Here is an 11,991-nt window from a genome sequence, read left to right on the forward strand (position 1 = left end):
GGACTGGAATCGGTCAATATTATAAGAGGCTTAGCGGATTGCCGGCCCCGACCGACGTGCCTGATGCGCGACAGAGCGCGATCGGATTGACGGGTCGGCGGGCCGGACGCCGCCGATAGCTTGCGCCTTACGTCCCTCACAAGCATTTTGAGTCCCCTCCACACCGCCTCGGGGCAAAGCGTTGACCTGGCATTCATTCCGGTCGATGTTGCACGTGGTCACGGAACAGGTAGCCGAGTTCTACGAGCGGGACACCACCGGACCACTATGCCCGATCACGGCGCGAATCGCTGACGAATCCTGGTGGCGGAGGGGTGCACGCTCGGCGGTCCAGATGGACACGGAGGGTGTCTGTGATGAACTGTGCCCGCTACAGCGGCGTGGTGCCGTAGCCCTCGATATCGGTTGTGCCGTACGCAATGACGTCGCCTTCGTCCAACTCGGCGGGTTTGCGAGATTGAACCGGTTCACGCTGGGCACCTACGGTGATCTTATGGCCGTGCCGCCCAGCGATCCGCGAGAGGTGTTCGTCTCTGCCGGGGCGGGGGTGTCCATGAGCGCTCCCACATCTCTGTGGCCGGCGCGACCAGACCTTTGACCGACACATCAAGAACGTCGGCGACGCGGACGATGCCCCAGATCGCGATCAGCACAATCAACACCCATTGGATGACCGATGCAACTGCCTGGCGGTGCTTGGAGGACTCGGAGCGGACCAGGGCATCGAGCAGGTACGTGATTTGGCCGCTCACCCAGGTCACAAACCGGACCGCCAGCGCCGCGGCGACCATCATCATGACCACCCGCAGACCGCGCGTGATGATCCATTGGCCGAGCTCGTCGTGCCAGAAATCGTGCCAGCGCTGCTCAGTACTGGTCGCAATAGTGTTGGTTGCATGATCATCAGATCCATTGATGTCTTCGGCGAGACTGGCCGACGGAGTTACTCCGCTCACATGCGGTGCACGACCTGGTAGAACGACGTAGCACTCGGCGCGTTCGTCTGCACACTTTGCGTTTCAACAACGTTGCCTGACGTACCCGCATTACCGCAACTTGGTTGTGCTGCGGCGTGTCCACGACGAAGGCCTCTCTCACAGGTCGACGGACTTTGCTGCTCTCAGCTTTTGCTCCGCGTGCTTAAGCGTCACTGTTGTCGGGTATCACCTCGCAGCAGGGCCTCAGCGGCGAAGGATGTTGCTTGACATCCACCTTTCGCATTTCGCCGCTCGAGGCTCTGCGCGCACCCTCAGCAGTAGGGCTGAACGAGCATTAATGTACGACGCATCAGGATGTCCGAATGAACCGGTACGACAACAGCTCTCGGCGGGTCATCGACCTCGCAGTAGGGGTACTAATCGGGCTACGCGGTTGCGACCAAGACACGGCGTTCGCCGAATTGACCGCCGAGGTTCAACGAACCGGTATTGGCGTCGGCACCGTAGCGAGTGAGCTCGTGGCACTGGCCAGTGGCACGACCGACACCACTCACGCCGCCGAACTCGACGCGTGGACCACCCTGATTCGGCAGCGCCGCTTGGCCGAGCAGTCTCGGCCGCTACCGCAGTAGGGGTCGTCGGCGCGGACAACGTTGACCGCTGCTCGGTACCGCCGCACTTCGGGCAGGTGCGTGTCAAGCACCTGCCCGAAGTCGTGGCCGGACAGCGTTATTGAGAGGCTTCTTGACGTGCCTCAGCGGCGTCTTCGGCGCCCCGCGCGGCCTCGGCTTCGGCTTCCTTCTTCGCTGCGTCGCGGGCAGCGTCGGCCTTGTCCTGCTGGGCGCGGCCTTCTTCGCGTAGGTCTTCGTTGTCGAGTGCTACGCCGCCTGCTTCTTTGGCCTTGCCTTTGACGTCCTCGACGACACCCTTGATGGCCTCTTTGGGTCCGCTATCGCTCACCGCTGCGCTCCTTTCGTTTGTTTGGCATCGGCACGGGGTCTGTACCCATTAGCGCCCAGGCGTCCACATCGACGCGACGTGTCTCACGCATTTATCAGAAGCCGCTCTTTGCAGCCCACTCAGTCATCCCAGCTTCGAGGCGGCGAGCCGGCGCGCGGTGCCGCGGCCTCTGCAGCTCAAGCAAACCAGTGCGTGTTTTCGTGCCGCAACGGGTACTTTCCGCATCGCAGAACGCGCAGTACCCCCGCCACGGACCCGAAGCCATCTGCCCGTACAACACCGGCAGCTGGCCGACTCGAACACTAGGCAGCGATGAGTGCGACGTTGTACGCCGGGATCGGCGGGATCTGTGACAGCGCAATGCAACACGCGTGTGCCGACGGGGCGGCACTCGCGGTGTTGAGCCTCAGCGCCAAAATCGCGAACTGATTTATGCCTCGACAGCGTGGCGCAGCGTTTCGATGAACTGCAATACACCATCGGGGAGGGCCCTTTTTTACGCCTATCTCGACGACAGCCCACAGTTTTATCCAAAGCTCGCTAGCACGGTGTCGCCGTCGCGGTGGCCAACATTCGCCGCCGACGCTACCGAGATGGGAGCGCATGCGTTATTCGCGTTCCCCATCCCCGACGGTCAGCAACCACTGGGTGTGCTGGAGCTCTACCGCCGCAGCACAGCCTCGATACCGTTCAATGCGCCGCGGTAGAGGGGTGCGCGCAGATGATCGCTGATCGACTGTTGTCGAACTGGAACGACCACGTGTCCCGTTTCGGCGACGTCACTTACGCGCTGAACGCCGTCGCCGCCACCCACGACGCACGCGTCGCTGAGCCCGCTAACCCGTTCACCCGCACGCAGATCCACGTAGCCGGCGCGATGATCGCGGTCCAGCTTCGGGTCAGCGCGGACGAGGGCGTCGACCGACTACGTGCGTTCGCCTTCGCAACCGGTCGCCGCCTTTGCTCCGTCGCCGCCGACGTCATCGCCCGCCGCCTCTCTTTGCACCACTAAGACAGTCTTACTAACCATCAAGGCCGACCGCTGCGTCGCGTTGTCACGTGGCTGCAGGCTCAGCGCATCCAGCGCGGTCCTTGTGCCTTGCCGGTCGTCAATCGCGGCGACTCCAATGCCCGTGTGGAATGTCCTGTCAGGTACGCGCCGAGGTGGATCCGACTGCGAGCGCATGCTTGAGCAGGTCGAACCTGACGTAAGTGCTGATTTAGGCCCGACGCCATCCCAAGCGTTGCATAGTGCAATACTTTGCGATGTGGCAGATCTTGATCGCGATGAACTTTCGGAATTTCTGAGCGCTGTGCGCAGTTTGGCGCTGCTGGCGGAACGTAGCGCCGAGCAGGTCGGGTTGACGCTGGCACAGATGCGAGTGCTGTTCACGGTCTCCGACCTTGGTCGTGGTTCGTGTTCAGCGGTGGCTGCCCGGTTGCATGTCAGTGTGTCGTCAGTGACCCGGCTCATCGCGCGGCCGACCATGACCGAATTAGTCTCGCGAACAGTCAGTCCGACCAACGCATCCGCCGTCAACTTAGAGCTGACCGGCGAGGGTGCTTCGATCGTGCAGCGGGTCACGGTGCACCGCGAACAAATCCTGCGCACCGCTCTTGCCGACGTGGATGCGCAGTCACGAACTGTCGCCGCATCGGTGCTGGCGCAGATGACCGAACGGATCAGCGCGGCGGTGACGTCATGACCGGGCGGCTATCAGACTTCGCAGTGGATCGCCGGATGCTGCTTACGACAGCGCTGGCCCTGCCTATCGGCGCCCTCTCAGCGGGCGCGGCGTGGTGTCTGCTGCGTCTGATCGCCGTGGTGACCAATCTGGTGTTCTACCAACGCTTCAGCCTCGATTTATCAGCACCGGGAGCCCAACACCATCCGTGGTGGCTGGTGTTGGGGGCGCCGATCGCCGGAGGCCTGATCGTTGGTGTGATGGCGCGGTTCGGGTCGGAGAAGATCCGCGGCCACGGTATGCCCGAGGCGATCGAGGCCATCCTAATCCGGGGCAGCCGCATCGAACCGAAAGTCGCACTGCTCAAGCCGATTTCGGCGGCGATCAGCATGGGCACCGGCGGCCCGTTCGGCGCCGAGGGACCCATTATCATGACCGGCGGAGCGCTAGGTTCCATTCTTGCGCAGCATCTGCACCTGACCGCTGATGAACGCAAAATTCTGCTGGTCGCCGGCGCGGCGGGTGGTATGGCCGCAACCTTTAACTCGCCGCTGGCGTCGATTCTGCTCGCGGTCGAGCTGCTGCTGTTCGAGTGGCGCCCGCGCAGTCTGGTGCCGGTGGCGACATCCGTCGTCGTCGCCACCGTGGTCCGAGGGTTCATCTTGGGTCATGATCCGGTGTTTCCGGTTACTGAGCACGTCACCGAGATCGCCTGGCCCACCGATGTTTTGGCTGTGGCGATCGGACTGTGCGGCGCCGCGGTCGGCATCGTTGCGACGCGGCTAGTGTACCTGGCCGAAGACGGATTCTCGCGTCTGCCGATCCACTGGATGTGGTGGCCGGCCATCGGGGGCCTTCTCATCGGAGCAGGCGGGCTGGTCCAGCCTCGCGCGCTCGGGGTCGGCTACGACGTCATCGACGCCCTACTCACAGGTCAGGCTGGCCTGTCGCTCATCATCGGCATCCTCGTCGTCAAGACTGCGATCTGGTCGCTGTCGCTCGGGTCAGGGACCTCAGGCGGAGTACTCGCTCCGGTGTTCATGATCGGCGGAGCTGTGGGAGCTCTCGTCGGACAGGCACTCCCCACCGTGTTTCCCGGCTTTTGGGCGATCCTGGGCCTGGCCGCGGTGGTCGGCGGCGTGCTGCGCTCACCGCTGACCGGCATCGTATTCACCCTTGAGCTGACCCACGCCTGGCCGGCGCTGCTCCCCGTGGTCATCGCCTCAATCAGCGGCTACGCCGTCTCGGTGCTGGTCCTCGACCGCTCCATCCTGACCGAGAAGATCGCTCGACGCGGTCTTCACCTGACCAGCGACTACACCACCGATCCGCTGGAAACGTTCTTCGTCAAAAACGTGGTACGCCATGGCCTGCCGCTGGCCCCAATGCTTGGCGAGGTCTCCACAGAGGACACCCTGCGACACGCAGCCAACGTCTTCGCTGAGACCGGCGGCGGCCCACTGCGTGTGCACGGCCGCGACGACGAGACGCTCGGTTACATCCTCATCCAAGACATCCTGGTGGCCCGCCTGCACGACCTCACCGAAGCGACCGATCGCTCGCGGTATCTGAATACCTTCACCCGCAGAACGCCACCAGTACGCTCCCCACAGCGCGGTGCCGATTGAGCACTCATCGGCGCCGCCGGCAAACGCGCCCATCGCAGCGTGAACCCCCGATCCCTCACCGCTGATCTGGTCGAGATCGTCGTAGATCACCTGAAAGAAATATGACTGATTAGGACGTCGATGCCGCCGAAGTCGGCGACGGCACGTCCGATCACGGCCCGGCGCTGTATCGGTGACCCGGCGCTGGTCAGTGAGGGCCCAATGATGCAGTGCAGCCACCGCTTTCGTCACTCCTTTCACGGATCAGCCCGACGGCAGGCGCATCGAGTTTTATTCTGCTGGCATGCATGACGACATGTTGTTTGCGGTCGCCCCTGCATCGGAGGTCGACCAGACGCGCTACGGTGACCAGCGCCACACTGTGGGCCGCTTTGAATTCTTCATCGACGACGAACGCTGGCAGTGGTCCGAGGAGGTCCAACTCATCCACGGCTACGCCGGCGGGGAAATGCCGAACCCGACTACGCGAGAGGTGCTGGCCCACAAACACCCCGACGACTATGAACACGTGCGTGCTGCGCTGCAGGACAGCCTTCGTACCCGGGCACCTTTTAGTAGTCGACACCGGATGATCGATAAGCGCGGCCGTGAGCATCGCATCGCGGTGGTCGGCGACGTCATGCGTGACGCTATGGGCTCAGTGATCGGCACTCAAGGTTTCTACATCGACGTCACACCTGCTGAGGCTGCGGTCCAGGCCCGCATCACCGAGGGCGTCACCGAAGTAAGCAATAAGCGCGCCGTCATCGAGCAAGCCAAAGGCATGCTCGCGGTGGTCTACGGGCTCGAAGACGACGCGGCTTTCGAGCTCTTAAAGTGGCTCTCGCAGCGATCGAACACCAAGCTGCGGGCGATAGCGCAGCGTCTGGTCGAGCAGTTCCGCGCCCTCAGCGCGCCCGTGCTGCCCGCACGAAACGTCTACGACGAAGTTCTAATGGGGCTGTGCCGCCGTTGAGTACCACGCTCGCCCAGCACCGCGGCCCACTAAGCGCCTCGCGCAGCGCCTACCTACTCGGTGAGGCCGCAGCGCCAGATGTTCCCGTCACGTCAGAGTCGTTGGAGGATGATGACTGCGCCTAACGAGTGGATCCATATCGCAGGTGATGCCTGGGAGTTCTACAGCAGCGGTGTCCAATACACCGTCCATAAAGAGAACGACCACTGGATCGCCCGAAGCTTCTCGCTAAGCCACGGCGGCGACGCGGCCAAAAAGGACGAGGAATCAGCGCCGACGATCGAGCAAGCTCAGCACATCGTCCACGAATGGGAGTCCCGACAAAACAAATGAGACCTCACCGCTCGACGAGACAAATATGGGAGACAGCTCAGCGGCCACGCCTGCGCCGGTCACCGGCAACGCACAGACGCTATCCAACTCCGGCGGGGTTCGCGCAGCCAGACAGTCATCCAAACCGAGTAACCGGCCCGGGTTCATCTGCTTTACAACTGTAAACGATTGCAATCGAACAACTCTGATCGACTATCGTCCTGACCTGCGGAGAGCGGCATAGTCACCGGACTGCACGGCTAGGGCTGCATCGTCCGCTTTGCAAGGCCAATTGAGCCACTTCTGCACGACGCACATCGCACTGCACTCGTGAACTTCTAGGCTCCAACGCCTCATCAGCGTGTAGGTTCTCAAACTCGGTGTCCACCCGCGAGGCTCTGGCCTGCGCAGACGCAGCTTGTCTCACGTCGTGTCCACAACGCTTTGTCTCACGTTCGTGTCTATTTTTCAAAGCGCCTAGAAAGACGCTGGCGCATCGTTAATCACCCATCCGGTTCGTTGCGGGGATTGAGCTCCGATTTCGTCACCGTGACGTCGTGGCAACATACCGGGATCACACCGTGTGGGATTCGAATTTCGCTGTCCAGCGAATATCGTTGTGCGCTAACGGTTGTCGATTACCGAGAGGTATTGCTTCGCGTAAGTTATCTGCGCCACCGGATGTCTCATCCTGCATGTTGGCGCCGTCTGACCCACTCTGATTCCTCAGATTAATATGCCTGTCGTCATCGCTGAGCCCGTGGGTGACCCGCGACATCGACGGTGTGTCGTGCTTCTCGCCCGTCGGTGGACTCGCGCCGCTCGGGCCGGGGCGTCAGGCACGGCAATGGCATTGCGCTGGAACGATCTTCACAGCTTTCGTAGTCTGCGCAGGATGCTCTCGAACGGAATCGTGGCTGCGAGGCCTTTGCGGAGAGATGGTTGCAGGATGCTGACGTTGCTCAGGACGCCGGGGACTGTCCTTCGACGTGGCCGAGCGGATCGTCGACTCGCTGCATCGCGCCGGCTTCGCGATTGAACGTCGCGGCCGACACCAACCTATCTTCTCCACGACCGAGGCCAAGCTCGTCCATGCGCTGGGATACGAGCAATGCGCAGACGCCTACCTCACCGAAATAGGCGCTCGCCCGGAGCAAGCGACGCCCACCGCCGCTACCTCGAGCGTGTGTTGCATGACCCTGGTGTGACGATCGCGCTGTTCGGGAACACCCAATACATCGCGCGCCGGGTTTGCCCGCGCGAGGGACAGTCGACATGACCTGGACCCGTCAGGACTTGACCTTGGCCAGCATGGCTTGGGTCAGACGTTCGGCGTCGTCGGTCGCCCACCGCGGATCTGCCGGAATCATGGGATTCGAGACACCCGGCGGGACGTCACAGGTGCGCACCTCGGCCATAACACTTCCTCGGACTCCGAGCGCCTGTTGGCATGCGTGCGCGCCGTTCAATCCACCGTTGTCGGCCATCGCGATGGTGACGAGGTCGTCCTTGTGCCGAATGCTGCCGGTTTTGAAGCCGCGGCCGTTCTCGTAGCCCAGCGTCACGTCGACGTCGCTGTTAGCACAGGTGTCCCACACCGACTGCACCGACGATAGAAACCTTTTCGCCGCGTCGGCGGATGGAAAAACTGCGGCGGTCTGTTGAAGTGCGTCGGGTCCTGCCGACGAAAAGCTGGGTGCCGACGCCGATCGGTGTCCCAGCCCAGCTCATGACGGCATCCTTGCGGAGAGAAGTGTTGTGTCGCCAAATGGTTGCGACAAGTCAGCTTCTACTTCGTGCTTCCACATCAGGTGCAGCAGTGCCGCGCGCGTGATCGGCTCGACTCCCCCCGCGGTTCGCACGGCGTCGCCGAAGGTCACACCGTCGAGGTCAATGGCGCGAAGGTCGTCGACCGCAGCATGCGAGATCGACTGTGCGCGTCGGTAACCCGCGAGGAACCGGACGTTGTCAAAATTTGGCTGTCTCGGCTCGCTGGCTACCTCGAAGCTCCAGCCTTGTTCTTCGATGACCTCGCGGACCCATGCTAAGGCCTCGACAACCTTGGGATGCTCGAGCTGCGATAGCGATTTCACCGCGACAAATACCAGCTCCGCACCTCGGATCAGCAAGTAGTCCGGGGTGTGAAGACGATGCTGATCATCGATCCACGCATGAATCGTTAAGGTTTGCGCGAAAATACGCTCAATCGATGGATCGAAGTCTGCCAGCAACAACCTGCTCAACTCTAGGCGTGACTCGTAGATGACGTGTGCGGCCTCGGTCGCCGACCAGTAGGTGCCTGGGTAGTGTCGCTGGCCTTTGAACCAGCGAAACGTTCGGATCGGCCTGGTTTCGGCGATAAACGCCTGCGAGACGGCGCCCAACGGGACGTTCAGTTCATCGCCATTCATCTTTAGCACGCGCGAATACGGGAACGGCATTGAAAACTGCTCCACAGTAGTTTGACTCGGCATTTTGTCTCGCTTCCATCGGCGTTCGTGTTCCGATGGTGAGGTCTAATTGTGTTGTAAGCCAGAGTCGCAACTGAATTGCTATGGTCGCGAGACCGAATAATGACCGTCTCCAAATGGCTTTAATTTACGGCACCGCATGGGTTTTCGTGATTTGGCTCAAGAAATACACCTGCAGCGCAAGACACTTGCAGAAGATGCACGGGCTCGGTGCTACCCGGGCCATTCTCAGCCAAATTAATTCCTGGCCTCAAGCCAACTGAGGGCCAAGCGCACTGCCGACCCGGCCTGCACGCCAGAAAGCTGGGCCGCAGTTTAGTGCTGCACGCCGCGGGCGCAGGCCGCTAGTTACCGCGTACCTGCTCCACTACCACTGCCGCTGGCGCGCTGTTCGTGTCGAGCCAAAGTCGAAGCATCTCGTCGCCGATGTCTTTCTGCTGACGTTTCGCCACCCCCAGCTCGGCCAGCCGTCGTTTCACCGAATCGATCAACTGTATGTCTGCAGTCCATGGAATGTTCTGGGACTTCGAAACATCCCCGCGTACGGGCGAGGTTAGCAGCTCATCACGCGGAAAGCTCCCCCGCAGGCTGAACATCTTTTCGGGTGTCATACCTACTAGGCCGTCGCTGGTGCCCCAGTCGAGAATGCGGTTTCGAGCGCACTCTTCAACGCGAGCTTTGTTGTGTATCACGTCATTTCGGATCTTGTTTAGTTCTCCATGAAGACGCTCTTGATGTCGTTCTTCACGTACTTCTTTTCGAGCGTCCGTGAGTAGGCCGCTGCCAGGCGGGGTCGGTACCACTCTTCCCAGACAGCGTGGATGTAGGCGAACCACTGTCCGTAAATCATTAGTTGTACCGGGGGGAACCGGTCGTAGGAGACCATTCCTCGCGTGAAGCTATACGAACCTGCCCCGCTGTCCATCGCGTTGTTCAGGTCGACGACGTGGACCCGTCCCGGTCCCGGTTCGCTGACGAAGGCGTACGTTGCGATGTCAAAAAACTGACCGTCGGACTCTTTGCGCTCAACGAGTTTGGTGGCGAGTGTGTGATGGGCTGACATGGTCGTGGCCAGCGTCACCAGGTAGCGGGACTCGAACTCGTCGACGACCTGTACTACATCTTCTTCATCAGGCATTTCGTTGATGGTTTCGACCGCCTCGCCGGCGAGACTGGCGATCTCACGGAGTCTGCTCACCAGCTGCTGTGGCGTCGTGAGGTGCTCGTTGAGAAAATCATCAACTGCGCTGCGAACACGTTCGACAACCTTGCCGAGCTGCGCGTTGGAGATCGCTTCTCTCTCGCGTTCATCTAGAAGATGGTGAAAGACTCCTTGCCGCAGGCCTTCCTTGACCGACTTCTCGGCGACCCCCCTAGAGTTCGGCGCAGCCCGAAAATTGTCGTGCGCTACGTCAACAAAGCTCATGATCTGTTTGAAGTTGTGCAGCCACAGAGCTGCTTCGTCGCTCAACGCGCACCTCGACTCCCGGCTGATCGTGAGGGCCTTCCCGAGTGATCGCCCCGCTGATTCCGTCTAGCCGTTGACGCCCGCGAGGTGCCGAACCGGCCGACCCGAGTACACCGCGACACTGGGCGTCCCACATTCATGTCCAATTGGACATCGAGTGGACATTCCATTTGGGATTTGGACATGGAAAAACGGAACCTACTGTCGAGATGCAGCGAAGATTGACAAGACACGCCTGGCTACTTTGACAAAACTTGGGCGTGTCGCGGACACTCGCTAATCTTCGCTGCATAATCGCAGGTCACGGTCAGATCGCGCATTCGACTGATCGGTCCCGGCTTACCGGGTGATCCCTGTTGACCCGCTCAGGTATGCCCACGAGAACATCCGACTGCCGGCCGGAGCTTTCTTCGATCTAGTGATCAAATCGACAGCTCTGAAGCCCCCGCCCGCTCCGAACGCACATGGTGCGGTTTCAGTGCCGCCAAGATCTCCTCGACCCAATTTGGGTTTGTGGGGATGCGTTTGAGGGTGATGTTGAGCCCGCGATAGCGTTCGGCGCCAATGAGATCCAAGCACGCCCGGTCTAAAGCCTCCGCGCATTGTGATCGAGCGGCGTCGTACAGTTCGGGCGGTACTGCTAGCTCCGCTTCGTATTGGCCGCCGTCCCAGTTGTCGACGCAATGGTCTTGGTAGTTCGACACCGCGGCGACCGCAGCGGCGACAGCCTCGCCTCGGGCGTGAAGCAATCTCGCCATGGCCTGCCGTGCTTGTTCGTCGTCCCGCTCAGTTTGGGGGTCGCCCCACATATCGCTGCTCCGTTCACTCGCCGCCGATCCCAGTAGAGCACTGGCCTCCGACATGTTTGGAGTGGAGAACCCCCGACGGCCAATATGCAACGCGGCCTTGACGGTCCGGCGCCTCGATGAGTCGGACATTCGGCTCATTGGTCGCCGCCTCGAAGCGCGGCCAGGGGTGCGAAACTAAAGGATGGTCGATGGTTCCGAATCCTCAACCGAGATGGCGAGTGTTCACCACCGACTCTACGAGTTGCGGCGCAAACGAAATCACGTCGCCGTAGGCAATCTCGGTGAGCACGTCGCCGGCAGACTCCTCACCTCGCTTGGCTACCAAATACTTGCCGCCCAGGACGACTTCCTCGGGATGGTCCCAGAGATTCTCAACACTCTCACCGCGGCGAAACCCGAAGACTTCGTAGCTATCGACCCAGAGCAGCGTCTGCTGACGGTGAACAGCAAGGCGTCTGTCAGCCCTCGTGTATGTCGACTGTTGCAGTCCGGGGACCTGTCTGCACCGCAGATCGAGCGCCGCCAACGCTCGGTTGACTACACAACGCGGCGGGCTTCTCTCATTTCACCTCTCGACGGCGACCCGTACAGCCAAGTCGTGAAAGTCGATCTGGTGCACATGAAAGCGCAGATCTTCGATATCTGTCGGCGGACATGAAAAAATGCCCACTGGCGGACACGAAAGTGCCCATTAGCGGTCAATAAGTTCTGCCCACTGGCGGGCACGAAAGTGCCCGCTGGCGGCCATGAATCTGCCTAGACCTA

14 protein-coding genes and 1 pseudogene are annotated in these 11,991 nt (G+C 61.2%); 8 read left to right on the plus strand and 7 right to left on the minus strand.

The genetic code is table 11. The features are described from left to right. Positions 1-575: 575 nt before the first annotated feature. Positions 576-884, minus strand: a pseudogene (locus tag CYU59_RS27935) (mechanosensitive ion channel family protein); the annotation flags it as partial. A 416-nt stretch (positions 885-1,300) separates the two neighbouring features. On the opposite strand from CYU59_RS27935, the gene CYU59_RS27940 reads away from it, so the two are divergent. Next, on the plus strand, positions 1,301-1,570 hold the full coding sequence (locus tag CYU59_RS27940) for an ANTAR domain-containing protein (protein WP_293004524.1): 270 nt from the start codon (positions 1,301-1,303) through the stop codon (positions 1,568-1,570). Between the two features lie 97 nt (positions 1,571-1,667). Here the strand turns inward: CYU59_RS27940 and CYU59_RS27945 are convergent, their stop codons facing one another. Then, positions 1,668-1,898 (minus strand): CsbD family protein, encoded by a 231-nt coding sequence (locus tag CYU59_RS27945; protein WP_293004525.1) that lies wholly within the window; start codon positions 1,896-1,898, stop codon positions 1,668-1,670. A gap of 721 nt (positions 1,899-2,619) precedes the next feature. On the opposite strand from CYU59_RS27945, the gene CYU59_RS27950 reads away from it, so the two are divergent. The 6 genes from CYU59_RS27950 (at position 2,620) to CYU59_RS27975 (ending at position 7,686) form a co-directional block, all read left to right on the plus strand. Continuing rightward, positions 2,620-2,910, plus strand: coding sequence for an ANTAR domain-containing protein (locus CYU59_RS27950; RefSeq protein ID WP_293004526.1), 291 nt, complete (start codon positions 2,620-2,622; stop codon positions 2,908-2,910). 172 nt (positions 2,911-3,082) lie between these two features. Beyond that, entirely contained in the window at positions 3,083-3,604 is a 522-nt protein-coding gene (locus tag CYU59_RS27955) for a MarR family transcriptional regulator (RefSeq protein WP_293004527.1), read from the plus strand. A 35-nt stretch (positions 3,605-3,639) separates the two neighbouring features. Continuing rightward, a complete protein-coding gene (locus CYU59_RS27960; RefSeq protein ID WP_293004528.1) occupies positions 3,640-5,211 on the plus strand; it encodes a chloride channel protein in 1,572 nt (523 codons plus the stop codon). A gap of 283 nt (positions 5,212-5,494) precedes the next feature. Continuing rightward, on the plus strand, positions 5,495-6,166 hold the full coding sequence (locus CYU59_RS27965; RefSeq protein WP_293004529.1) for a PAS and ANTAR domain-containing protein: 672 nt from the start codon (positions 5,495-5,497) through the stop codon (positions 6,164-6,166). 111 nt (positions 6,167-6,277) lie between these two features. Continuing rightward, on the plus strand, positions 6,278-6,499 hold the full coding sequence (locus CYU59_RS27970; protein ID WP_293004531.1) for a hypothetical protein: 222 nt from the start codon (positions 6,278-6,280) through the stop codon (positions 6,497-6,499). Positions 6,500-7,467: 968 nt separating this feature from the next. Then, positions 7,468-7,686 carry a hypothetical protein gene (locus tag CYU59_RS27975; RefSeq protein ID WP_293004533.1) on the plus strand — a complete coding sequence of 73 codons (219 nt, stop codon included), beginning with the start codon at positions 7,468-7,470 and terminating at the stop codon, positions 7,684-7,686. Between the two features lie 81 nt (positions 7,687-7,767). Here the strand turns inward: CYU59_RS27975 and CYU59_RS27980 are convergent, their stop codons facing one another. The 5 genes from CYU59_RS27980 to CYU59_RS28000 form a co-directional block, all read right to left on the minus strand. Next, the gene (locus CYU59_RS27980) at positions 7,768-8,199 is read right to left on the minus strand and encodes a sensor domain-containing protein (protein ID WP_293004546.1); all 432 of its coding nucleotides are present in this window, start codon (positions 8,197-8,199) and stop codon (positions 7,768-7,770) included. Positions 8,200-8,205: 6 nt separating this feature from the next. Beyond that, positions 8,206-8,919: a TnsA-like heteromeric transposase endonuclease subunit gene (locus CYU59_RS27985; protein WP_293004535.1), complete on the minus strand. Its 714-nt coding sequence runs from the start codon at positions 8,917-8,919 to the stop codon at positions 8,206-8,208. Between the two features lie 374 nt (positions 8,920-9,293). Next, positions 9,294-9,641 carry a hypothetical protein gene (locus CYU59_RS27990; RefSeq protein ID WP_293004537.1) on the minus strand — a complete coding sequence of 116 codons (348 nt, stop codon included), beginning with the start codon at positions 9,639-9,641 and terminating at the stop codon, positions 9,294-9,296. 17 nt (positions 9,642-9,658) lie between these two features. Next, positions 9,659-10,420 (minus strand): hypothetical protein, encoded by a 762-nt coding sequence (locus CYU59_RS27995; RefSeq protein ID WP_293004539.1) that lies wholly within the window; start codon positions 10,418-10,420, stop codon positions 9,659-9,661. A gap of 419 nt (positions 10,421-10,839) precedes the next feature. Further along, entirely contained in the window at positions 10,840-11,226 is a 387-nt protein-coding gene (locus CYU59_RS28000) for a hypothetical protein (RefSeq protein ID WP_293004540.1), read from the minus strand. A 181-nt stretch (positions 11,227-11,407) separates the two neighbouring features. On the opposite strand from CYU59_RS28000, the gene CYU59_RS28005 reads away from it, so the two are divergent. Next, positions 11,408-11,884 carry a hypothetical protein gene (locus tag CYU59_RS28005; protein ID WP_293004541.1) on the plus strand — a complete coding sequence of 159 codons (477 nt, stop codon included), beginning with the start codon at positions 11,408-11,410 and terminating at the stop codon, positions 11,882-11,884. The last annotated feature ends 107 nt before the right edge of the window (positions 11,885-11,991 follow it).

This window comes from Mycobacterium sp., assembly GCF_002863225.1.
Classification (GTDB): Bacteria; Actinomycetota; Actinomycetes; order Mycobacteriales; family Mycobacteriaceae; genus Mycobacterium.